Origin of the sequence: Bacillus sp. TH17 (assembly GCF_016651125.1) — a bacterium.
Taxonomy (GTDB): domain Bacteria; phylum Bacillota; class Bacilli; order Bacillales; family Bacillaceae_G; genus Bacillus_A; species Bacillus_A mycoides.
The window spans coordinates 2,711,313-2,734,222 of sequence record NZ_JAEKEN010000001.1 but is presented as its reverse complement, the minus strand read 5'-3'; the positions used below and the strand labels follow the sequence as shown (position 1 = coordinate 2,734,222).

Below are 22,910 nucleotides of genomic sequence, written 5' to 3'. Positions count from 1 at the left end.
TAATGAAAAGGGGATCTTTTATGACTAACACAAAACAAAATACAAAACAAAAAATTATTGAGGCTTTTAACTTTAGACATGCATGTAAAGAATTTGATCCTATGAAGAAAATTTCAGAAGATGATTTTAAATTTATTTTAGAAACAGGAAGATTATCTCCTTCTTCTTTTGGATATGAGCCTTGGAAATTTATTGTGGTACAAAATAAAGAATTAAGAGAAAAACTATTACCATATTCATGGGGAGCAGGTGGGCAGCTTTCAACAGCAAGTCATTTTGTCATTGTTCTTTCAAGAACCATCAAAGATATGCACTATGATGCAGAGTATATTCAGCACATGATGAAAGATATTATTGGATTGCCTGAAGAAGCTCAACAGATGAGATATGAATTCTTCAAAAAATTCCAAGAATCGGATTTTAAATTGTTAGACTCCGAACGTGCTGTATTTGATTGGTCATCAAAGCAATCTTATATTGCTTTAGCTAATATGATGACTAGTGCAGCTCAAATCGGTATTGATTCTTGTCCAATGGAAGGATTCGATAAAGAAAAAGTAGATTCTTTACTTCGTCAAGAAGGAATTTTAAAAGATGATAATCTTGAGGTATCAGTTATGGTCGCATTCGGATACCGTAAAGGAGAACCACAATTTAATAAAACAAGACAAACTATGGATACTATTGCTGAATGGATTTAATAAGATAAATTTGTATCCATATAACGAAAAAAACGCTACCCTTTCTATGGAAAGGATAGCGTTTTTTTATGTCTGTTTTTAAATTTAGCGAGAATGCTTTGTGAATAGTTGAAGTGCTTTTTCAGGTACATAGAATTTCCCGTTGCTTTCTACAACAACACTTCCTAATTCATGGTCTTTTCCACCGATATAGATAATGTTTTTATTAACAAACAATTTGGCCTCCGTATTATTGCGTGTTACTACAAGCACCGGGTTTCGTACATCTTTTTTGTCAATCGTTACAGTTGCACCAATTTGTTTAAAGGATGTTTCAGCATCTAAGAATAATTTCTTAGATAATTCTCCTAATTGAAAGCCCATTGCTTTGGCCATTATTTTCGCAATGTCTGTATTTTGGACTAAACCGTATGGCTTTTGAGGACCGTAAGAGTATAAAAATACATCTTCACCCGTATGACCACCAGTTGTAAAACCGATGTTCGCCCGGTTGGCCAATAATTTAGTAAGGATTGGACCTACATCAGCTTTCTTATGTGCAGCGTTTAACTTTTCTCTTTCGTCATCAGTTAAGTTGTCTAAACCGTAAAGAGCAGCGACCTCTTTTATATTAGATAAATCATTTTTTAGTTTATTTGTAGCACCTTCAAGTGTCATTTTTGCCTTTTTCAGTGAGGCAATGTAAGCTGATACTGGTGTAGTATCATATCCTTTTGTGGTATTGCTGTTGCCAATGGAAATACCGCTATTACCATGATCCGCTAATGCAATGACCATAGTGTTACCGTCTTTCTTCGCAAATTCTAATGCTTCTGTAACTGCATCATCAAATGCCAATACATCGCTAATCATCCCGATTGGGTCATTTGCATGTGCTGCCCAATCTGCCTTACTACCTTCTACAAATAAGAAGAAACCATCTTTATCTTTTGATAATGTTTGAATTGCTTTTCTCGTCATCTGGGAAAGAGTTGGCTGCTTAGGATTGGTTATTCTACGATCCATATCGAACGCAAGGGCAGTATTAGAGAAAGAACCCCAGATTTTATTTGATTTGGAGTTTAATAACGCATCTTTTGTTTCGACAAAGTCATACCCTTTGTCTTGAATCACTTTTACTAAATCTTCGTTGTCTTTACGAATTCCGTTGCTTGTCGTAGGCTGAAGTGCTGCTTTTCCACCACCTAATACAACTTCTATATTTTGATACACTTGCTGTTCACCAAGTACTTCGAAATCTTTACGGTTAACGTGGTGGGCAGAGAAACTAGCCGGAGTAGCATGTTGAATTTCTGATGTAGCAATGATTCCTGTCGCGCGGCCGGAACGTTTTGCGCCTTCTAAGACGTTGGCAACTGGACGAAACTTGCATTCTTCTTTCACTGGTTCTAAGCCAGGTGAATTCACAACAGAAGGTAATACGCCCACGTAGCCTGAATTTGATTTATTTCCTGTCGCTAAAGCTGTGGCTGCTGGTGCAGAGTCCGTAATAGCTGATTCTGCGGAATACGTACGAACACCTCCGGATACAATTTGATCTAGTGCAAGAGGTGAACCTTTATACCAGCGGGCTAATGTTGTAGCAGAAGAACTTGTCCCATCTATAACCATGAAAATCACATTTTTAGGTTGCTTTCCTGCTTTTTTTACCTCAGCTTTTACCTCGTTATCGTTCATTATGATTCCTGTTGCTAATGTAAATAGTGCTACCGTTCCCGCTAATGTTAGTCCCATTATTTTTTTTCGAAGAGTAGTCATTGTGGTTCCTCCATAGGTCGTTTTCGATATCCCAATCTAACGTTCGTATGTAAACAAGATTTATTATTAGTAGTACCCCATTGCAACGAAACTAACAATAACTATGGAGTCGAAAAGTTAAATTTAAGCTACTTCTTCAGCAAAATATTCTCTTCATATAAAACTTCTTTGCACCCTTAGTTACATGGGCTTTCCTATAAAAAGAATCTTCTCTTTATTTTATGGGAAACATTTAAAAAAGGATGGTGGGGACATGACAATTGATCGAGTTTGTACAATTGGGCCAGCCAGTAATAATGAAGAAACGTTAGCGCAGTTAATAAACAATGGTATGAAAATTGTTCGGTTAAATTTATCACATGGTACGCATGAAAGTCATAAAGACATCATTCGTTTAGTAAAATCGTTAGACGATTCTATTAAAATTCTAGGGGATGTACAAGGTCCTAAAATAAGATTGGGTGAAATGAAAGAGGAACAAATTACACTTGAAGCAGGGGAGTTATTTACTTTACATACCAATCCAGTTCAAGGGAATAAAGAAGAAGCAAGTGTTGATTATGTAGGGATCGCCAATGACGTGAAAGTTGGAAGTAGAATTCTTATTAATGATGGAGAAGTTGAGTTAATCGTTGAAAAGATAAGTTCGGAAAAAATAGAAACAAGAATAAAAACAGGTGGCAATATTTCCTCTCATAAAGGGGTGAACTTACCAGGTACAATTGTTAGTTTGCCAGCTATTACGGAGAAAGATAAAAAAGATATTCAATTTCTTCTAGAAGAGGAAGTTGATTTTATTGCGTGTTCTTTCGTTCGAAAACCTAGTCATATAAAGGAAATACGAAGTTTTATACATGAACATAAAGAAACATCTCCTAATTTAATTGCAAAAATAGAAACGATGGAAGCAATCGAGAATTTTCAAGACATATGCAAAGAAGCGGATGGCATTATGATCGCAAGGGGAGATTTAGGTGTGGAATTGCCGTATCAATTTATTCCGCTTTTGCAAAAAATGATGATTCGTGAGTGCAATCGAACGAATACATATGTCATTACAGCGACACAAATGCTTCAATCTATGGTAGATCATTCTATTCCTACAAGAGCTGAGGTGACAGATGTATTTCAAGCTGTACTGGACGGGACGAATGCTGTTATGCTTTCTGCTGAAAGTGCGTCAGGAGAGCATCCAATCGAAAGTGTGAAAACGTTACGTCTCGTTTCGGAATTCGCTGAGCATGTAAAAAAAGACGGTCCTTTTGCGATGAAAGATGTATTGGAATTGCTGCATAAGTCTCTTTAGTTTATATAGAAGGATTTATCTCTCATCCTAAAAACGTACGGAAAGGAATCAGGATAGGAGGTGCTATTTTAGTATTTACTTACAGATTGAAAGGTGGCATTCCAGCTGCCTATATGAAAGAACCATTATGGAACATGGAGGTCTTTCGGAAATCTAAAGAAGGATTTTAAATTAATTAATCCAGTTATCTCATTTAAAATATGTTCATTCCTATTCATAAATGATATCCTTATAGTTGAATACTTTTGCTGAATCAGCAAGAATTTGTTGTTCTTTCTGTATGAATTCAACTTTTTTATGGAAAGATATGTTAGTAAGTGTGCAATTTGAACGTTTTATTTTTTAGAGTATGATAGGAGGAGAATGAATATGGAAGCAATTGAAGTAGGCGAAATTTTTAGTCTTACCGATGAGAATAATGAAGAACAGGAAGTTGAAGTGCTTGGAGCGATGGATGTCGAAGGTGCAGAATACATTGCGGTTGCCTTTGTAGAAGACATTCAAACAGAAACTGAGGAAGACATTGATATCTTCTTTTTAAAAGTAGAAGAAGATAATGAATTCTCATACATAGAGAATGACGAGGAATTTGAAAAAGTATCTGCGGCGTTCGAGAAGATTATGGACGAGCAAGAACAAGAATAATAATAAAAAGAGTTAGACAAAAGAGGGAGATGCATATCTGCCCTCTTTTTTTGTATATGGTTGAAAATTACATTTATAGAAATCAATAATTATATTATGTAAACTGAATGACTCTTTATTTATGCACTAGAAAAACCACCCAAATGAGGGTGGCGCTTATTATATATAGTTATTAAATGTGTTATTTTCCAAGGAAGAGAGGGGAATCTTCACTTCAGTACCTTCCTTCATATTACGCAATACAACTGTTTCTGTAGATAGTTCCTCTTCACCAATTATTAGCACATACGGGATGTTTTCTTTATTTGCATAATTAAGGGCACGTTTCAATTTACGTCCAGCTAGTTCAAGTTCGACTTTTAAGGAAGTAGTAGAACGTAATTGCTGGGCGATTTGTAAACATTGTAATTCTGTCCCGAGTGTAATGATAAAAAGATCTGCTGTAGATGATATGGTTTCTTTCTGTGATAGAGCTGTATAAATGACATCTAATCCGAATGAAATACCGACTGTTGGATAGTTCATATTATCACCACGGAATGCTCCGATAATATTATCGTATCGACCACCGCTACCGATGCTAGATGTAATCGTGCCATCTTTTAGAAAGATTTCATACACAGTGCCTGTATACATTGTGAGTCCTCTTGCTAAAAACGGATTGAATATCGTATTTTCATTTATTCCGAGGGCGAGTAAGTATTGCTGTAGTTGTTGTAGTTTCTCTACTCCATCGTCAACAAGTGTATTATTGAAAGTGTCTTTAAAGTCGGCAATAGTGAGCTTTAGGCAAGATAAAACAGTATTACATATTGTATCGGCCATTTCTACAGTAATCCCGCGCTCCAATACATCTTTTCGTACACCATCAATCCCAATCTTTTCGATTTTATCCAATGATAAAATTACGTCACTCGTTAGTTCAGTAGGGATGTTAATAGACTGGAGAATACCGTTTAACAATTTTCGGTTATTATATTGGATCGTTACTACTAAGTTTAACGTTCGGAACAGCTCAAACGCCATGCTCATGAGTTCAGCTTCCGCCATGACTGATTCTACACCGACTATATCAACGTCACATTGAATGAACTCACGGAATCTTCCTTGTTTAATTGGCCCATCTCGAAATACTTTCCCAATTTCATAGCGTTTAAAGGGTAGGCGGATGTTCGGATTCATCGCCACGACTTTTGCGAATGGAATTGTTAAATCATAACGTAAGGCAAGATCGCGTTTTCCTTGATCCTTAAGTGTATATATTTCTTTTAAAATTTCATCGCCACCACCGTACTTGTAAGACATAAGCTCATACATATTTAACGTTGGTGTCTCTAACGGTTTACAGCCATAACGTTCAAACGTATCTTCACAAGCTCTTTTAATTTTATTTCGTAGTACTTGTTCCTCTGGTAAATAGTCTTTTGTCCCTTTTACATTTTTCATTTCCACCATAATCACTCCTCTTTTAAATTAAAAAAAGCTATGCAGGTATAAAAATACCCACATAGCTTTATGAACGCTTCGTGGGTCAACAGGAAAAGCCCTGTACCCACGAAGAAAAATTTTTCTTCGGATACACGGCGTTACGTATGATGATGAAGTTGGAAAGAAGTATTAAAAGTTCGCATTAAAAATCTCTCCTTAACATAAGTTTTTCCAAATTATATCAGATGAATTTGGAAATATCAATATTTTCAGTTTTGAAGAATACGTGAAGTTATGTAGGAGAAATTGAAAAGAGTGTATAATAAAAGAAAACTTAATAATATGAAATAACTTTTTAAGGAGAACACTATGAAAAAAGATAAAACAAATGCGATGCGAATATTAGATAAAGAAAAAATTGAATATTCGATGATGTCATATGATCCGGACGATGGGAAAATTGATGGCGTATCAGTTGCTGGGAAAATTGGTAGAGAAGTGAGAGAGGTATATAAAACGCTTGTCGCTCAAGGGAATAGTAAGGATTATCATGTGTTCATTATCCCAGTAGATGAGGAACTAAATTTAAAAGCAGCCGCAAAGGCGGTCGGTGAAAAGAAGATAGAAATGATTCCTGTTAAAGATATTACGAAAGTTTCAGGGTATATTCGCGGTGGTTGTTCACCAGTAGGAATGAAGAAGTTATTTTCTACATGTATTGATGCGAGTGCTCAATCGCTTGAAACGATCATTGTAAGTGGCGGGAAAATTGGAGTACAAATTGAGCTTAAAGTTGATGACTTGGCGAAAGTGACGAGAGCGCAGTTTGGTGAAATAAAGAAATAAGTATACATAGGAAAAGAAGTTCTAATTTTATTAAATTTAGATAAAGATTTATAGGATAATTAGTCCATTATGAGGGCGGATTATCCTTTTTTATTTACATAATGAATGAAATGAAAAGAGAATGAATTTTTAGTTTAATCAGTATAATATGGATGTGTAATTTTAATCATTTGTTTGGCTTTAGGAGGAGTACAATGCCTCGTTGCAAGGACTTTAAATAAACAAGCAGAGTTACTTTTAAAGATAGACAAAGGACGGGAAAGTGTTTTAATGAGGGTTCAAGAAATGCCCATAAGAAAGCACATATTGGGGGATGCCAGTATTTTGGAAAACCCCCACGCTAAGAGTATGCAAGATTTTATACAGTTTTTTGGCTAATCCAGTAACAAACAAGAACCCTAAAACCGTGCCAGGATAGGAATGTATAAAAAAATGTATAGATTCATAGAACTAAAAAAGAAGGTTCCCTTGTGAGTGCAGTGACCCCTGTCAAGTAGACAGTATTTAAAAAGCGCAACTAAGCAACCTGAGTTCTATATTTATATGGACTCAGGTTATTTAATTTCTTTTGAAATCTTTGATGATTATAAAAGTGCATATATTTACGCACGGCAAGTTTGACCTCATTCGCTTTACGGAAGGAGTATAAATGAAAACACTCTGCCTTAAAGTGACTGAAGAAGTTTTCCATACAAGCATTATCCCAACAGTTGCCTCTTCGAGACATACTTGCCTTCATCTGATATTTTTTAAGTAATTGATTATATTGACGAGATGTATACTGGGATCCTTGATCACTATGTAAGAGGATTCCCTTCACATTTCGTTTTTTCTTTGCCTTTTTAAGCGTATCTAACACAAGCTTTAAGTCGTTTCTACGACTGGTTTCATAGGCAACAATTTCATTATTGTATAAATCCTTAATAGCGGATAAGTACAAGCGCTGTCCATTGAAAATCAAATAGGTAATATCGGTTACCCATTTCTCATTCGGTTTTGAAGCCTGAAACTCCCTATTTAGATGGTTCTCTGAAATCACATAAGCTTCTTTTTTCCGTAATAAGGTCGTTTTTTCCTAATTACGGCTTTGATACCTAGTTCACTCATCAATCTTTGGATGTGCTTATGGTTCAAATGAAGGTTATATGTGGCTTTCAGCCACACTTGTATTCTTCTATATCCATAAATTCCTCTTAATTTTTTATGACACTCCAATATCTTTTTCTTAATTTCGATATCCTCTGATTGTTTTTTAGAAGGCGTCGTATGCCGTTTTAGCCATTTGTAGTATCCACTTCTGGTTACACCAGCAATATCGCATAGAATGGTCACTGTATAACCTGTTTTTGTCATTTCATGGATGACTTCGAATTTTTTTATTTTGGATACGACTTTCATTCCTCCTTTTACATCCCTAAGAGCTTTTTTAACATTTCATTTTCCGCTTCTAATCGTCTGATCTTAGCTTCAGGATCTTCGGGTCTAACCCTTGGTCTACCTAAACCTGGTCCTTTCGCTTTACCGCGTTTTTCTTCTAGTCCTTTGATTCCTTCAGCTTCAAAGTGTTTCACCCAACGACTTACAACCGAGTGATGAATACCTAATTCTTTCGCAATGGTTTTATAGCTCATGCCTTCTTTTAAGTATAAATCTATAGCTTGTTTCTTAAATTCTACATCGTAAGTGACTCTAATTTTTCCCATGAAAAAATCCCCTCCATAGTAAACAGGTTAATGTGCTTTCTTTTTCCTGTCTACTATAAGGGGATCATATCAGAGAGCAGGGTTCTTCTTTTTCCTTGCTACCGATAATGAGACGTTATGTTAACTGATCGTGTATACAATATGCATTGTTCCTTCTTCAACTAAAGAGCAGATTAGTTGAAGAAGGAATTTCTCTAAATTTGGAAGAATTAATATTAAAAAATATGTTAAGGAGCTTGTGAATTATATGGAATCCATTAGCAAAAGCGAAGTGAAGCTACGAGATATCACAGAGAAAGATCTACCTATCTTTTTCGAACAACAACTAGATTCAACGGCGAACTATATGGCTGCTTTTACAGCTAAAGACCCCACTGATAAGGACGCATTTTTTGACCATTGGAAAAAAAATATTGCTGACGAGACTATTACAATTAAGACTATATTATTCAATGGCATTGTCACTGGACACGTCTCGAACTTTGAACAGTTCGGCGAACCCGAAGTAAGCTACTGGATTGGGAAGGAATATTGGGGTCATGGTATTGCAACTAAAGCGTTGTCAGAGTTTCTGGAGTATATTAAGGTACGCCCGCTCTATGCTCGTGCCGCTAAAGATAACCTCGCCTCCATTAGGGTATTGGAAAAATGCAGGTTTAAAATCATCTCTGAAGATAAAGGTTTTTCCAACGCAAGAGGCAAGGATGTTGAAGAATTTATTTTGAAGCTCGAACCTTATGATATGTAATTTAATACCGTAATGCGATTGGAGCGGTTCTTGACTAAGAAACCTTCTGTTGTTTAACTAACGGGTGGCTTTAATTGAGCAAGAAACTAAGAATTTTTAACTTCCGCTTTCGAAAATTATGTAAATAAGCTGTTCACTGGATTCTCATAGAAAACTGTGGTGAGATGAAATTTTTGATTTTGAAGCACTTCAAAATCTTAGCTAGATGGCTATGTATCGGTACCCCACAATAAAAAGGCAGGAACATATCAAATATGTTCCTGCCTTTTATTTTAGAGAGATGTTTCCTAACAGTTGATTTTATTAACGAAAGTCGACTTTAAATCTATATTTTGTGTGAAATAAAGTACATATAATAAAAGTATGAGGTGATACAGTGAGAGAAATTCATATTCATAAAATCATTGCGGATAAGAGAAAAGAAAAAGGAATTACATAGGAAGAGTTAGCGGCGTATATCGGTATTACGAAAGCATCTGTTTCCAAATGGGAGACTGGGCAGAGTTATCCGGATATTACATTTTTGCCACTGTTAGCATCGTACTTTAACATAAGTATAGATGAATTAATCTGTTATACACTGCAAATGGAACAGGAAGATATTAAAAATTTATATCATAGACTAGCGGAAGCTTTTAGTGAAGAACCGTTTGATGAAGTAATGATGGAGTGCAGGGAAGTGACAAAAAAATATTATTCTTGTTTTCCATTATTAATTCAAATGGGGCTACTTTTTATTAATCACCACATGTTAACAGAGGATATGGATAGAAGAATTGAAATTTTAGAAGAGGCAATGTATCTCTTTAGCCGAGTGCAGGGAGGAAGTGAAGATGTTTCTCTTGTGAAAGAGGCGGTATCGTTTAAAGCAACTTGCTATCTTATACTCAATAGACCAAATGAGGTGCTTCAATTACTTGGCGAAACGATACGTCCTAACTTTCCGGAGGAAGATCTAATTGCCCAGGCGTATCAAATGCTTGGAAATGCTGAAAAGGCGAATGAAATGATGCAAATTAGTATGTATCAACATTTAATACAACTCGTTGCGACAATACCGAATTATGTAGTAGTAAATGCCTCAAACGCTGAAAAGGTAGAGTAATTGTCTGTAAAAGATCGGTTGTTGTAGGTTAATCTAGTTTAGTATATGGGTTATGAGTTTTTTAGCGTCGTTATCCATTTAGGAATGATAAATACTAACTATTTAAGTTGTAAAAACGAACATTTTTATTATTTTTATTAAAAATGTTCACTTTTAGATTGCGTATACACTAAAAGTTTGTTATATTACCAATATAATAATTTTAAATAACATCACTCGTATATACTCGGTAATATGGTCCGAGCGTTTCTACCTAGTTCCCAATGAAAGAACTGGACTACGGGTTAAAGTATTCGGTCGCTTTCTGTATTGAGCCGCTACCGTTCTATAATTTAGCATTGGCCTCATCTTTTGCTTAATTAACTTTGACTACCGTAGTTCTAGAAAGTAGAGATTTTTCTACAATTTCTAGAGCTTTTTTCTTTGGACCAAAACATCGAGTATAGAAAACAACAAGAGAAAGAGGAGAGATTATTTATGAAGAAAAATCTGTTAAAAAAATATGGTGCCCTAGCAACTACTATCGCATTATCATTCTCAATACTTGCAGGATGTAATGCTAGTCCAAAACAAGCAGCAGAGGCAAAAAGCACTCAAAACCCTATCTTAATTCAAGGCCCAATGCCAATAGAAGCTGAAAAATTTGCAAAAAGGTTAAAAAATGTGAAAGAAGAAAAATCTGGAAGTTTCGTATTTTATAAAGGAACTGTAGACAATTATCCTGTAATCGTTGCGAAAACAGGTAAAGGAATGGAAAATACAGCAGCCGCTACAGCAGTGGCTATTGAAAAATATAAGCCTATAGCGATTATTAACCAAGGAACATCAGGTGGACATGATCCTAATTTAAACGTATTTGATATTGTTTTAGGAAAACAAGTGGCGAATATAGGGTCATTAAAAACAACAAATATGGATGAGAACCAAGGGATTGAGCCGGCAAAATGGATATCTATGGACCTGATGGCTTCTGAAGGGAGTGCAGGAGAAGATCCAAATGCTGAGAAAATCCGATACTATGAGGGAGATAAGGATTTACTTGCAGCAGCTAATGCAGTGAAAGATAAATATACAAAAGGTAAAGTGGTCGAAGGTACTATAGGTTCAGCAGACGTTTGGAATAATGAAGTTGATAGAATTAAATGGTTCCATACAAAATACGGTACATCTGTAGAAGAAATGGAAGGTGCAGCAGCAGCGCAAATCGCAAAAGCTTATGACGTACCATTCTTAGGGATTCGCGTATTATCTAACAATAAAACAAACGGCGGAAAATACAACCCAAACACAGCAGCGGCAAATCAAGAATATGTATATGAAGTAGTTAAAAAGTATATAGATTCGATACCAAATAAATAGTAGTAGTTCTGTCTCAATATAAAAATGTTATCATTACTGCACAATGTGTTGTGAACTCAGAATTACCAAAGTTTCTTTAATTAAAATAGATTGGTGCCTTACATGGTATCCAATCTATTTTTGTACTTATTCTACAGAGGAAGAAGGGTTTTACACAAAAAATAAAGACAGTTATAGAAAAAAGAAAAGTCGAACGATTTATCAAATATGCATAATTGCATAAAAAAATTGAAATTTATAAGTTAACATTAAACTACTTTTTAATTGTAAAGAATATTTTAATAATCTTTACTAGAGAAGGATATTTCTTGTGAAAAGTAGATAAACAAAAAGTGTGGAAATAATACAGACTCAATAGAGTTTTGTATTAAATAAAAAGAAAAGGATGGGTATGGCTTTCTAAAAGTTTTTGGGGGCTAGAAAGCATTTTTTAGTTAATAGCTTCAAATTATATTTTAAAGGGGAAATGGGTATATGAAGTTTAGAAATACAAGGCTTGCTATGGTTACACTATCTTCATTTTTTATTTTAGGTACTGCATCTCTATCATTCACAGATATCATACACGGTGAAGTAGCTTCTGCATCACCACAAGAGATTATTGTAAAAAGCTATGACGATACATATTATAATAATGCAATAGGAAAAATGGGTTTAGAATTAAAGAAGGAACTTCATAATATTATTGATGATCATACAAAGTTATCATACAGTGCGGTTTGGGAAGCACTAAGAGATACTGATGAAGATCCAAATAATAAAAACAATGTGCTACTCTTATATACTGGGCGTTCGCAAGGGAAACTTACGAATGGTTCAGGAGTTGATAATTGGAACCGAGAGCATGTTTGGGCAAAATCACACGGTGATTTTGGAACGACTGCAGGAGCTGGAACAGATTTGCATCATTTAAGAGCGACGGATGTATCTGTAAATAGCTCACGTGGAAATCTGGATTTTGATAATGGTGGTGTGAATCATTCAGAAGCGACAGAATGTAAGTATGATAGTGATTCTTGGGAACCTCGTGATAGTGTAAAAGGAGATATCGCTAGAATGCTATTTTACATGGCTGTTCGTTATGAAGGAGACAACGGCGAAATAGACTTAGAATTAAATGAAAAGGTGAATAACAATAAAGATCCATACATGGGTAAACTATCCGTTTTACTAAAATGGAATGAACAAGACCCTGTCGATGATTTAGAGCGAAAGCGTAATGAAGTGATTTTTACGAAATATCAACATAATCGCAATCCTTTTATTGATCATCCTGAATGGGTAAATAAAATTTGGAATTAAAATATTTAAAGGTATTTTGCTTTGAGAGAAGGGATTGATCACTATGATCAATCCCTGTTTATATCTATACTAGAATAAGTGATTTTTATAGGATTGGAGAATAGAATAGATATTTTATTAAGTTAAGTATAATATGAGTCTTTTAATACGGTCCCCACTCAATATTCACGCCAACAATAAGAAAAATAAGTCCAATGATAAACCAAATGAATGCAAGTGGAGCCATGAAGCGAATCCATTTTCCATAAGAAATGCCGCTCGCTGCGAGAACGCCCATTAAAACACCGGAAGTTGGATTGAGGCAGTTCACTACACCTTCTCCAAGCATAACAGCCTGTACTGTAACTTGGCGTGTAATATGCATGAAATCGGCTAATGGAGCTAATATCGGAATGAAAATAACAGATTCTCCTGTCCCGGATGAAATGAGGAAATGTAATGCGGCACTACTTACATACATGCCGAGAACGCCAAATACAGGGCTATGTCCTTCAAGAGACTGTGCGAGTTGATTAACGATTGTATCAAGTAATTTGCCTTGTTCTAAAATGACTGAAATGCAACGAGCCATTCCGACGATCAAAGCACCGTATATGAGATTTTGGCAGCCTGCTAGAAAAGTAGAAGCGATATCGTTTGCTTTCATACCACCTATTATTCCCGCTGTAATTGCTATGAATATAAAAGTAGCGGTCATTTCTGCGTCCGTCCAATGTAGACGAAAAGCGCCTATTAAAAATGCAATTAATGATAAAGCTGAAACGAGTAAAATTAATTTATGACGTATTGTCCAAGGAACTTCTGTTTTCTCTGTTTCTTTCTCACTTGAAAGAGCATTACTTGGAAACCAGTTATCTCCGAGTATGCTTCCTTTATTCGATTTTTTTAAGCGTTTTACATACCAATTAATATACAAAACGGTAGCAATTAAAAAAGAGATATAAATTGCCGTACGTAAACCAATTCCTGAAAACATCGGGAGTTCTGCGATTTTTTGTGAAATGCCTAAAGGTGAGGGAGATAAAATAGTAGCATTAAAACCAGCATAAGTGCCTAAATAAATAATTGCTACGCCGACGATAGCGTCCCATTTTAATGTGCGTGCAACGATGATGCCAATGGGGATAAAGCCGATAACTGAGTTCACGATAATACCAGTCGTTCCGAGAATAGAAAAGAGTGCGGCGACAATGCAAATGAAAAGTAATTGCTGATTCCGAAATTTGTTAATTACATGATAGATTAAACCGTCAAGAGCACCTGTTTTTTCAAGAATTGCAATGGCTCCACCTGTAAATAAAATTAAAAAGATGATCGGAGCAGCAAGTGTCATTCCTTTTTCAATAGCGGTAAAAAAAGAAACAAACCCTACCGGCGATTGTGGAACAGAATGATAACTTCCTGGTATTGTCGTTGTAACAGTACCGTTTGTAACTCTTTTAAATTCTCCAGCAGGAACGAAATATGTAGCAATGGCACAAAGTAAGGCGATAAAAAATAGTAGTACGTACGCGTCAGGCATTTTAAACTTTCGTTTACTCGGCTGTTTTTTTACCTCGGTCTGTAATTGCATAAAACCCCTCCTTTTTCACCTGGTTAATTTTTAATATTCTGAAATTTATCTGTGAAATAGATTATAATAAAGGTGGCTTCTTAAGGCAATAGTTTTTCTATCCTTTTTCTGCACATACAAATTCTTGCAACATTAGACAGGGAAACGAAAAAAATCCAAGAATATGTAATATAAAAGGAAAAGAAAAGAGGGAAAGAGATGTGGAAAACTACGGATATATGTGATGAATTTGAAAAGGAATTACAAATATGTCGCCAGTCTTTTCGGTCTTTCGGGAAGAAAAAACAATTCTATGGGAAAATCGCAACGGTAAAAGTGAAGGATGATAATGTACTAGTGAAGGAAGGATTGCAAACATTACCAGAAGGAACGGTATTAGTTGTTGATGGCGGAGCGTCTACGAATTGTGCGTTACTTGGTGATAATTTGGCAGCTATTGCGGAGGAAAGAAAGCTAGCGGGGATTATTGTGAATGGATATGTTCGTGATTCTAGTGAACTAAAGAATATAGATATTGGTATTTTAGCGTTAGGGACGATGCCGAATAGAAGTATAAAAGAAGGAAAAGGAGAGCGAAATATTTCATTGCAATTTGGTGAAGTCGAATGGAAACCGAATGAATATGTTTATGTAGATGAAGATGGAATTATAGTTAGTGATAAAAGCTTACATAGTGAGGGATGACTTCTAATAATGGAAGGCTATTAAGCTATTATTCTTAGAAAATAAATCCGATAAAGCATGGACAAAATTCTTTGTCAATAGTAAAATAATACAGAATTTAAAAATTACAGAATGTATAGGTTTATCGATTTACGATAAAGTGAAACTTTAATCAGTGGGGATTTTGTTCATCCACACTGATTATTAGCCTTCACCAATCGGGCATTTACGGGCAGTTGATCCCCACTTAACTTCCTTGCTTTCGCTGAATTTGAGGTGGGGGTCTTACTGCTCGGCGAATAGCGGGATAACTTGAAAAGGGATTAAATTTTGCCTAGAAAAGTGAATGTTATCACAATGGTGCGTTCATAAACGAAATTATTTTTCCTATACAAATATAGCCGCGAATAATGCGGGTAGGAGGTGTTGTACATTTTTGTTCGACACTTACAAAAAGAGAGTGTCAACCGCATACCCTTAAAGGGTCTTTTTTTGTGTGAATGTTAGTAAAGGGAGGGAATTTTGGGATGGCAATGTTAAAGAAATGGCTGCTTACATCATTAATGGCAGTGGCACTTGTATTTGTTTCTTTTGCGAATACAGTACATATTACGTTTGCTGAAGGAAAGACAGCGAAACTTGCAATTATTGGTGAATCACAAAAAGGAATTATGTTATGTCCGAAAGAAGTTTCCATTGAAGATGGAGAAACAGCTTTTAGTTTGCTACAAAAAGTTATGGGTGACAAAGTAACATCTGAAAGTATGTCATTTGGAACGTATATAAAGGGTATCGATGGATTAATGGCCGGAGCAACAAGCGGTTGGTTGTATGATGTAAACGATAAATCTGCAGAAGTTGGGGCGGATAGTTATAAATTAGAGTCTGGGGATGTTGTTGCATTTCGTTACGTTGCAGACTGGAGCAATATGAGTCAACAAACGTTGCAACAAACGTTAGATAAATTTGGCACTTGTAAAACTGTAGAAGAGCCAAAACCAGAGGAACCGAAAACAGAAAAGCCAGATGGTAAGCTAGAAGAACCGAAAACAGAAAAGCCAGATGGTAAGCTAGAAGAACCGAAAACAGAAAAGCCAGATGGTAAGCTAGAAGAACCGAAAACAGAAAAGCCAGATGGTAAGCCAGAAGAACCGAAAACAGAAAAACCAGATGGTAAGCCAGAAGAACCGAAAACAGAAAAACCAGATGGTAAACCAGAAGATAAAGTAACAGAACAACCAAAGGAAGAGAAAGTTGAAATTCCAGCAGCACAATTAAACGAAGCGATTTCTAAAACATCAGAAAAGATGTTACAAGATGGAATTGGTAGTGATTGGGTTGCGATTGGACTTGCTCGTTCAGGTGTAAATGTTCCGCTTGAAACGAAAATAAACTATGTTAAGCCAGTAGCTGAAAAGGTTAAGAAGCGTTTAAATCGTTTTTCAGCAACAGATTTAGCTAGAACGATTATTATGATGAATGCAATGAATGTTGATCCTACAAAGGTAGAGGGACAAAATTTAGTACAAAATTTATTTGAATCAGATAAAGTGAATTCTGTTACAGGATACGCATTTACATTACTTGCATTAGATACAAAGAAATATGAGATTCCGGCCGAAGCAAAATGGAATCGAGCTGCTTTAGTACAAGCACTTTTACAAGCGCAGCATACAGACGGTGGCTGGACATATGATAGTTCAAGTAGTAAAGAAAGTGCTAGTAACGTTGATGTAACAAGTATGGTATTAGCAGCATTAGCTCCTTATCAAGATCAAGCAGATGTAAAGCCAGCTATTCAAAAAGCTGTTGATTATTTATACAAGCAGCAGCTAGGTAATGGTGGTTTTACCGCTGATGGACAAGAGAATTCTAATAGTACTGCACAAGCAATTATTGGACTATCGCTAGTTAAAGATGTAGATCACGATCGTCTTAATAAAGCAGTACAAAATTTAATGTCATACCAGCTTCCAAATGGTGAGTTTAAATGGTTACCAAGTGATCAAAAAGGTAGCGGAATGGCTACAGAGCAAGCATTTTTAGCTTTACTTCAGTTTAAAGATCTTGGAAAATCGATTTATGATTGGTCAAATGTAGTAGAGAATGAAATTGATACGAAACCAATTGTAGAGCCAGAGACAACTGTAGAAGAAAAAGAAGTTGTAGAACAGCCGAAACAACAAGAAGAGTTACAAGAACAGCCAAAAGATGAAAATCTAAAAGTTGTTGTAGATAACGAACGAGTTAATAAAGAAACAAACAAGAATAAGAATCAATTACCACAAACAGGAGCATCTTCTCATAGTGCAGCTACACAAGTAGGTATGGGTGTATTATGTATCGCTTCTGCATATGTATTATGGAGACGTAAAGCAGCTTAACAAAAATTAGGAGCAATCATTTGCTCCTAATTTTATTATAAAAGTGAGGGCTAATAATGAGTGGGGATGAACAAAATCTCCACTCATTAAAGTTTCACTTTAATATGAAAGGTGAGGGACAGCATGAGTAAGATGAAATGGTTCATTTCTTTAGTTCTTTCATTGGGATTATTAGCCGGATGTGAAGAAACGGCTGTAAAACCTGAGAAGAAGGCAGAACCGAAGCAAGAAGAGCAAAAAGAAGTAGCGAAACAGGAAGAACAAAAAGATGTACCGAAACCGGAAGAGAAGCAAGCTGAACCGGAACAAAAACCACAAGAAGAGCAGAAAGATAAACAAGAACAAAAAGTAGAAGAGAAACCGAAAGAAGAAAAAGCGCAGGAACAACCTGAAGTAAAGAAAGAAGAGAAACCAAAGGAACAGCCTGCTGCAAATAAACAACCAGAGCAACAAAAAGTACAAGAAGAGAAACCCCAGCGGCCGAAAGCGCCAGAAGTAAAAGAAGAGGCGAAGGTTGTTAATCAGCCGAAAGAAACACCGAAACAGGAGCAAAAGGAAGATCCGAATAAAGAGGAGAAAACGATACCGACTCCGGTAGTACCAACTCCTGAACCACCAAAACCAGATCCAGTACTAGTACCGAAACCGCAATCGAAACAAGTTACTATCTCCGTAAAAGGTCATGAAGGATACTTATTAGGTGCGAAAAAGGTTGATGTACAAGAAGGCGACACAGTTTACAGTGTGCTAACGGGCACAGGACTAGAGGTTGATGCAATGGGCTCTAAAGGTGATATTTATGTAAAAGGTATTAATGATTTATACGAGAAAGATATTACTACTACTAGTGGCTGGAAATATCGTGTGAACGGTGCTTTTCCAAACTATAGTGCTGGTGTAGTTAAAGTAAAACCAGGCGATACAATTGAGTGGGTGTTTGTATTAAAATAGGAAAGGATCTTCGGTAAAGGACTATGAAAATAAGCTTTTCTTCTTTACATCCTTTTGTTAATTTTTTCTATTATATTGGGGTGATGATACTATGTATGATGTGTCTTCATCCTCTTTTTTTAATTGGAGCGATTATACTAATAGTAATCTTAAATATAGTACAAGGAAATGGCGAGAAAATAAGAAACATGCTGCCAAGTACTATCGTATTCTTTCTAATGGTAATTTTATTTAATTCTTTATTAACGCATAGAGGGGCGACTACGTTATTTTGGTTAGGAGATAGCCGGATTAAGCTTGAGGCAGTTATGTTTGGGCTTGTTATGGGGTTATTATTAGTTGCGATTATGTTTACGTTTGCTTCTTATAACGATATTATTTCGAGTCATAAATTTTTATATTTATTTTCGAGAATTTCACCGAAAGTAGCATTGTTAACGATGATTACAGTGAGGTTTGTTCCTTTGTTTATTAGGCGGTTAAAGAAAATTACACTCGTCCAAAAAACGAAAGGTGTGCAATTAGATTCAGGTTCACTCATTGAGCGTATAAAAAATGGAATGAAATTACTGCAAGTGTTATTAGTTTGTTCGTTAGAAGATGCACTTCAAACGGCAGATTCTATGCAAGCTCGTGGGTTTGGTGTAACGAAGCGTACGACATATATTCGATATAGAATGGAAAGACGTGATTTGTATACGCTAAGTTATTTAGTTTTTCTATTAATAACTTCATTTATATTTAGTTATTATGGCGGTGGGAAATTGATTATCTATCCGAAAGTGGAATCAATACTGTTCCAGCAATATGATGGAATGATGTTTTTCCTATTTATGATGTTTATTAGTTTACCGATTGTAATGGAAGGAAGGGAATGGATATGGTGGCGCATGCAGAAATAAAAAAATTATCATTTATATATACTGATGAAAATGAAGAAGCGTTACAGCATATTTCTCTTTCTGTTCAAAAAGGAGAATTTATAGTACTTGCTGGCGGTTCAGGTTCTGGGAAGACAACTTTATTAAAGCATTTTAAAAAGGAGTTACTTCCAATTGGCACGCGTTCTGGACATACATATTATGATGGTGCTTTATTAGAAGAAGTACCAGAGTTATTATCTGCCCAAGAAATTGGTATGGTATTTCAAAATCCAGAAAATCAGCTCGTAATGGATACAGTTATTCAAGAATTAGCATTCTCTTTAGAAAATATCGGATTACCATCACATATTATTCAAAAAAGAATAGCGGAGCTCATTAGCTTTTTAGGATTTCAAGATTTGTTACATCAATCTGTCCATACTTTATCTGGTGGTCAAAAACAACTTGTAAATTTAGCTGCGGTGTTAGTCATGCAGCCGAAACTATTATTACTGGATGAACCGACAGCACAACTAGATCCGATTGCTGCAAAAGAGTTTTTAGGATTGTTAAAACGTATTAATGAAGAACTCGGAATTACGATAGTTTTAAGTGAACATCGTTTAGATGAAGTTATACCGCTCGCAACACGCGTTGTTTGTATGGATAATGGCAGAATCATTTATGATGGTACTTCTAAAAATGTGATAGCGAACATGTGGGAAGTAGAAAAGTTTCGTCCATTCATTCCGCAAATTCCAAGATTGTTTTTAGAGTGGAATGTGAAAGAGATTCCATTTACAGTGCGAGAAGCACAAATGAAAATGAATGATTTTTCAGCGATATCATATAGGAATGGGCAAGTAGAACAATGTGAAAAGCAAGAAGTAATTTTAAGTGCAGAACATATATCTTTTCAATATGAAAAAAGTAGTCCACTTATTTTACGAGATTTAACAGTGAACATCGAAAAGGGAAAATGGACAGCTCTAGTTGGGAAAAACGGAACCGGGAAGTCTACACTGTTAACGATTTTAGCAGGATTGCAAAAAGCTAGAAGAGGTAAGGTAAAGTGGAATGGGAAAGTGGTACATAAAATTGATTCGAAAGAACGATTTAAAAGTATAGGGTACGTATCGCAACATCCGTACTATCATTTTACTTTTGATACAGTATGGGAAGAGGTTTATGAGCGTGCGCGTGAATTATATGGTGAAGAGGGAAAAACAATAGCAGAAGAAATGTTGAAAAAGTTCTGGTTAGATTCACTTAAAGAGCGCCATCCACATGATTGTAGCGGCGGAGAGCAACAATTACTCGCATTATGTACAACGTTATTATCAAAGCCAACTTTATTATTACTTGATGAGCCGACAAAGGGACTAGATCCATGGAAAAAGGAAAGAGTAGGAGAGCTATTTAAACAGTTGCAAAAAGAAGGTACAACAATTGTAATGGCAACGCATGATATTGAGTTTGCAGCGAAATACGTTGATCAGTGCATGATGTTATTTGACGGGAAAGTCATTATGAATGATGCACCGAAAGAGTTCTTTAGTGGTAACTTCTTTTATACAACATCTATTAATCGATTCATCCGTAGAGAGTTGCCATTTGCATTAACGTGGGAGGATGTGTACGAAGCGTGTCCAAACGATATGTTGCATTCATAATATTTATTATTGCTGTTGTAATATGTACACTACTCTTTACGACTTTTATTATGGACGGGTATTACATGGTAAGTAGTTTGTTTTTATTAGCTGTCATTATGTTACCTTTCTATGTTCGTTTTGAAAGGAAGGCGTTTGTTTCACGTGAAATTGTTATCGTTGCTGTGTTAGCGGCGATTGCGGCGGTTAGCCGGGTACCATTTTCTATTTTACCAAGTGTACAACCGACTTCTTTTGTCATTATCGTTTCTGCAATTGTTTTTGGGAGTGAAACTGGCTTTATGATTGGGGCAACGGCGGCTATTGTATCTAATATTTTTTTAGGACAAGGTCCGTGGACGCCGTGGCAAATGTTCTCTTGGGGCATGATCGGGTTTATAGCTGGACTATTACGTAATACATTTTTAATGAAAAAACTGTGGGGAAGACTGTTGTACGGATTTGCCGTTGGATTTCTATTTGGCTGGATTATGAATTTTTGGGGTCTTCTTGGTTTTATACAGGAAGCAACGTGGGAAACAGTTATTGCTTACTATGTCGCAAGTTTTTACTTTGATCTGAGTCACGCGATATCGAATGTTATTTTCCTTCTGCTATTTAGTACGTCATGGATTACGATCCTCACAAGATTTAAAAAGAAATACGGTATATTAGATGAGCATAACGTGACATAGAAAAGCATACTCATATAAGGTAGGGTCGCGACTTACATATTCGTTTGCCTCTTTCATGCTTCTTACATATTGTAAGGAGCATTTTTTATTGTCAAAAAATAGATCTAATATATATCCGTTATTATATGAAATTATTTGTATAATAGTAGGTGAGAACTATTTTCAAGAGGGAGGTGTATAGTTAATGAAGTTAGTTATTCCGAAGCAACATGGAGCATGGGCGATGCTTGTCATACCATTTCTATTAAGTGTATTACTTGGTAAACCTACTTTTTATCATATCCCATTGTTTTTAGCCTGGTTCTTTATCTATCTAGCCACGTATCCATTTCTCATGTACATAAGGCAAAGACGAAAAAAGAATTTCTACACGCTACAATTGTTTATTTTATCATTGCATTTGTATTTGGGATGATTTCTTTATTATATGAATGGCGAATTCTTTTATTCGCAGTATTAATGATTCCATTGTTTATTGTAAATATGTATTACGCTCATCAAAAAAATGAACGAGCATTACTAAATGACATTTGCGCGATTATAGTGTTTTGTATAGGCGGCTTAATAAGTTATTATTTCTCCATGAAATTTATTGATAGAACAGCATTATTCATTGCGCTTATTTCATTTCTATATTTTTTAGGAAGTACGTTTTATGTGAAAACGATGATTCGTGAAAAAAATAATCCGAAGTATCGTTTTATATCTTGGGGATACCATATTGTATTAACGGTAATTGTATTTGCTATAAATCCATGGTGTTCACTCATATTTGTACCAAGTGTAATTCGGGCCATTATGTTGTATGGCAAAAAGATTTCTATATTAAAAGTAGGGATTTTAGAAATTGTTAATTCTGTATATTTTTTAATAATAACGGTAATAATGATGAAGTATGCCATTTGAAACAAACTTCCCATCTTTTGATGGGAAGTTTTCATTCTTGTTCTAAAATGTGAACGGTGTAATCGCAACGTTGAAGAGCTTGCTCTACAGCGTAAAGGGATTGTTCAATACGTGCGCGATTAAAATCTTCTTCAACAGTCTGTAATGCATCTTCTAAACAATGTTTCGCTTCTTGTAAGGAATGAAAAGAATCTTGTACGTATCCACGAGCATTCTTTTTCAAAGTAGTAGCCTCCTTTTGTACATCTTTTTGTAGTATGAACAATAAAGAAGAAAATATAATTTTTTATATTTATTTGACAATTATAATAAAATTACGTAT

The 22,910-nt window shown here is 35.5% G+C and carries 20 protein-coding genes, 2 pseudogenes and 1 riboswitch; of the genes and pseudogenes, 15 read left to right on the top strand and 7 right to left on the bottom strand.

Translation table 11 applies throughout. The features are described 5' to 3' along the window. Positions 1–20: 20 nt before the first annotated feature. Positions 21–701 carry an NAD(P)H-dependent oxidoreductase gene (locus JFT95_RS13910; protein WP_201052565.1) on the top strand — a complete coding sequence of 227 codons (681 nt, stop codon included), beginning with the start codon at positions 21–23 and terminating at the stop codon, positions 699–701. 84 nt (positions 702–785) lie between these two features. On the opposite strand, the gene JFT95_RS13905 is transcribed toward JFT95_RS13910, so the two are convergent. Further along, positions 786–2,459: an alkaline phosphatase gene (locus JFT95_RS13905; protein ID WP_201052563.1), complete on the bottom strand. Its 1,674-nt coding sequence runs from the start codon at positions 2,457–2,459 to the stop codon at positions 786–788. Positions 2,460–2,712: 253 nt separating this feature from the next. On the opposite strand from JFT95_RS13905, the gene JFT95_RS13900 reads away from it, so the two are divergent. Further along, a complete protein-coding gene (locus tag JFT95_RS13900; protein ID WP_016096646.1) occupies positions 2,713–3,765 on the top strand; it encodes a pyruvate kinase in 1,053 nt (350 codons plus the stop codon). A gap of 363 nt (positions 3,766–4,128) precedes the next feature. After that, positions 4,129–4,410 (top strand): DUF1292 domain-containing protein, encoded by a 282-nt coding sequence (locus tag JFT95_RS13895; RefSeq protein ID WP_002013967.1) that lies wholly within the window; start codon positions 4,129–4,131, stop codon positions 4,408–4,410. A 159-nt stretch (positions 4,411–4,569) separates the two neighbouring features. Here JFT95_RS13895 and JFT95_RS13890 read toward each other — a convergent pair whose 3' ends face one another. After that, complete coding sequence (locus JFT95_RS13890) at positions 4,570–5,865, bottom strand: histidine--tRNA ligase (RefSeq protein ID WP_207192364.1); 1,296 nt, start codon at positions 5,863–5,865, stop codon at positions 4,570–4,572. A 342-nt stretch (positions 5,866–6,207) separates the two neighbouring features. Here JFT95_RS13890 and ybaK point away from each other — a divergent pair, with 342 nt between their 5' ends. Beyond that, positions 6,208–6,684, top strand: a complete 477-nt coding sequence (gene ybaK / locus JFT95_RS13885) for a Cys-tRNA(Pro) deacylase (protein WP_201052562.1) — start codon at positions 6,208–6,210, stop codon at positions 6,682–6,684. A 517-nt stretch (positions 6,685–7,201) separates the two neighbouring features. Here ybaK and JFT95_RS13880 read toward each other — a convergent pair. The 3 genes from JFT95_RS13880 to JFT95_RS13870 are packed head-to-tail and all read right to left on the bottom strand — an operon-like array spanning position 7,202 to position 8,387. Next, on the bottom strand, positions 7,202–7,723 hold the full coding sequence (locus JFT95_RS13880; RefSeq protein WP_201052561.1) for an IS3 family transposase: 522 nt from the start codon (positions 7,721–7,723) through the stop codon (positions 7,202–7,204). Beyond that, positions 7,720–8,082, bottom strand: coding sequence for an IS3 family transposase (locus tag JFT95_RS13875; protein ID WP_201052560.1), 363 nt, complete (start codon positions 8,080–8,082; stop codon positions 7,720–7,722). Before JFT95_RS13875 ends, JFT95_RS13880 begins: the two co-directional genes overlap by 4 nt. Before the next feature lie 8 nt (positions 8,083–8,090). Then, positions 8,091–8,387 (bottom strand): transposase, encoded by a 297-nt coding sequence (locus JFT95_RS13870; protein ID WP_002135468.1) that lies wholly within the window; start codon positions 8,385–8,387, stop codon positions 8,091–8,093. 247 nt (positions 8,388–8,634) lie between these two features. Here JFT95_RS13870 and JFT95_RS13865 point away from each other — a divergent pair, with 247 nt between their 5' ends. From JFT95_RS13865 to JFT95_RS13850, 4 genes and pseudogenes are all read left to right on the top strand, one after another. Continuing rightward, positions 8,635–9,135, top strand: coding sequence for a GNAT family N-acetyltransferase (locus JFT95_RS13865; RefSeq protein WP_002013963.1), 501 nt, complete (start codon positions 8,635–8,637; stop codon positions 9,133–9,135). A 376-nt stretch (positions 9,136–9,511) separates the two neighbouring features. Beyond that, positions 9,512–10,237 (top strand): annotated as a pseudogene (locus JFT95_RS13860) (helix-turn-helix domain-containing protein); the annotation flags it as partial. A 199-nt stretch (positions 10,238–10,436) separates the two neighbouring features. Then, positions 10,437–10,540: riboswitch (purine riboswitch) on the top strand. Positions 10,541–10,717: 177 nt separating this feature from the next. Beyond that, positions 10,718–11,599, top strand: coding sequence for a 5'-methylthioadenosine/S-adenosylhomocysteine nucleosidase (locus tag JFT95_RS13855; protein ID WP_016127307.1), 882 nt, complete (start codon positions 10,718–10,720; stop codon positions 11,597–11,599). 474 nt (positions 11,600–12,073) lie between these two features. Next, positions 12,074–12,901 (top strand): endonuclease I family protein, encoded by an 828-nt coding sequence (locus tag JFT95_RS13850; protein ID WP_002033283.1) that lies wholly within the window; start codon positions 12,074–12,076, stop codon positions 12,899–12,901. A gap of 142 nt (positions 12,902–13,043) precedes the next feature. Here the strand turns inward: JFT95_RS13850 and JFT95_RS13845 are convergent, their stop codons facing one another. Next, positions 13,044–14,474 carry a YfcC family protein gene (locus JFT95_RS13845; RefSeq protein WP_002142506.1) on the bottom strand — a complete coding sequence of 477 codons (1,431 nt, stop codon included), beginning with the start codon at positions 14,472–14,474 and terminating at the stop codon, positions 13,044–13,046. A gap of 198 nt (positions 14,475–14,672) precedes the next feature. Between JFT95_RS13845 and rraA the strand changes: the two genes are divergently transcribed. From rraA to JFT95_RS13810, 7 genes and pseudogenes are all read left to right on the top strand, one after another. Continuing rightward, positions 14,673–15,158: a ribonuclease E activity regulator RraA gene (gene rraA, locus JFT95_RS13840; RefSeq protein WP_201052559.1), complete on the top strand. Its 486-nt coding sequence runs from the start codon at positions 14,673–14,675 to the stop codon at positions 15,156–15,158. A gap of 506 nt (positions 15,159–15,664) precedes the next feature. Beyond that, a complete protein-coding gene (locus tag JFT95_RS13835) occupies positions 15,665–17,521 on the top strand; it encodes a DUF4430 domain-containing protein (RefSeq protein WP_201052558.1) in 1,857 nt (618 codons plus the stop codon). Between the two features lie 123 nt (positions 17,522–17,644). Beyond that, complete coding sequence (locus JFT95_RS13830) at positions 17,645–18,472, top strand: DUF4430 domain-containing protein (RefSeq protein WP_201052556.1); 828 nt, start codon at positions 17,645–17,647, stop codon at positions 18,470–18,472. Positions 18,473–18,495: 23 nt separating this feature from the next. Next, a complete protein-coding gene (locus JFT95_RS13825) occupies positions 18,496–19,374 on the top strand; it encodes an energy-coupling factor transporter transmembrane component T (protein WP_201052555.1) in 879 nt (292 codons plus the stop codon). Beyond that, positions 19,347–21,008, top strand: a complete 1,662-nt coding sequence (locus JFT95_RS13820) for an ABC transporter ATP-binding protein (RefSeq protein WP_033716378.1) — start codon at positions 19,347–19,349, stop codon at positions 21,006–21,008. Before JFT95_RS13825 ends, JFT95_RS13820 begins: the two co-directional genes overlap by 28 nt. After that, positions 20,981–21,682 (top strand): ECF transporter S component, encoded by a 702-nt coding sequence (locus JFT95_RS13815; protein WP_201052552.1) that lies wholly within the window; start codon positions 20,981–20,983, stop codon positions 21,680–21,682. Before JFT95_RS13820 ends, JFT95_RS13815 begins: the two co-directional genes overlap by 28 nt. Positions 21,683–21,866: 184 nt before the next feature. Beyond that, positions 21,867–22,588, top strand: a pseudogene (locus JFT95_RS13810) (YwiC-like family protein). A gap of 31 nt (positions 22,589–22,619) precedes the next feature. Here the strand turns inward: JFT95_RS13810 and JFT95_RS13805 are convergent. Beyond that, positions 22,620–22,811 (bottom strand): hypothetical protein, encoded by a 192-nt coding sequence (locus tag JFT95_RS13805; RefSeq protein ID WP_002084448.1) that lies wholly within the window; start codon positions 22,809–22,811, stop codon positions 22,620–22,622. Between the last annotated feature and the right edge of the window lie 99 nt (positions 22,812–22,910).

What these genes read in the sequence shown, in the direction of transcription:
- JFT95_RS13890 (WP_207192364.1), bottom strand. Translation starts at nt 5,865, where the DNA reads ATGGTGGAAATGAAAAATGTAAAAGGGACAAAAGACTATTTACCAGAG.
- JFT95_RS13900 (WP_016096646.1), top strand. Translation starts at nt 2,713, where the DNA reads ATGACAATTGATCGAGTTTGTACAATTGGGCCAGCCAGTAATAATGAA.
- JFT95_RS13895 (WP_002013967.1), top strand. Translation starts at nt 4,129, where the DNA reads ATGAATATGGAAGCAATTGAAGTAGGCGAAATTTTTAGTCTTACCGAT.
- JFT95_RS13910 (WP_201052565.1), top strand. Translation starts at nt 21, where the DNA reads ATGACTAACACAAAACAAAATACAAAACAAAAAATTATTGAGGCTTTT.
- JFT95_RS13865 (WP_002013963.1), top strand. Translation starts at nt 8,635, where the DNA reads ATGGAATCCATTAGCAAAAGCGAAGTGAAGCTACGAGATATCACAGAG.
- JFT95_RS13850 (WP_002033283.1), top strand. Translation starts at nt 12,074, where the DNA reads ATGAAGTTTAGAAATACAAGGCTTGCTATGGTTACACTATCTTCATTT.
- JFT95_RS13830 (WP_201052556.1), top strand. Translation starts at nt 17,645, where the DNA reads ATGAGTAAGATGAAATGGTTCATTTCTTTAGTTCTTTCATTGGGATTA.
- JFT95_RS13855 (WP_016127307.1), top strand. Translation starts at nt 10,718, where the DNA reads ATGAAGAAAAATCTGTTAAAAAAATATGGTGCCCTAGCAACTACTATC.
- ybaK (WP_201052562.1), top strand. Translation starts at nt 6,208, where the DNA reads ATGAAAAAAGATAAAACAAATGCGATGCGAATATTAGATAAAGAAAAA.
- JFT95_RS13905 (WP_201052563.1), bottom strand. Translation starts at nt 2,459, where the DNA reads ATGACTACTCTTCGAAAAAAAATAATGGGACTAACATTAGCGGGAACG.
- JFT95_RS13845 (WP_002142506.1), bottom strand. Translation starts at nt 14,474, where the DNA reads ATGCAATTACAGACCGAGGTAAAAAAACAGCCGAGTAAACGAAAGTTT.
- JFT95_RS13820 (WP_033716378.1), top strand. Translation starts at nt 19,347, where the DNA reads ATGGATATGGTGGCGCATGCAGAAATAAAAAAATTATCATTTATATAT.
- JFT95_RS13875 (WP_201052560.1), bottom strand. Translation starts at nt 8,082, where the DNA reads ATGAAAGTCGTATCCAAAATAAAAAAATTCGAAGTCATCCATGAAATG.
- JFT95_RS13835 (WP_201052558.1), top strand. Translation starts at nt 15,665, where the DNA reads ATGGCAATGTTAAAGAAATGGCTGCTTACATCATTAATGGCAGTGGCA.
- rraA (WP_201052559.1), top strand. Translation starts at nt 14,673, where the DNA reads ATGTGGAAAACTACGGATATATGTGATGAATTTGAAAAGGAATTACAA.
- JFT95_RS13825 (WP_201052555.1), top strand. Translation starts at nt 18,496, where the DNA reads ATGAAAATAAGCTTTTCTTCTTTACATCCTTTTGTTAATTTTTTCTAT.
- JFT95_RS13870 (WP_002135468.1), bottom strand. Translation starts at nt 8,387, where the DNA reads ATGGGAAAAATTAGAGTCACTTACGATGTAGAATTTAAGAAACAAGCT.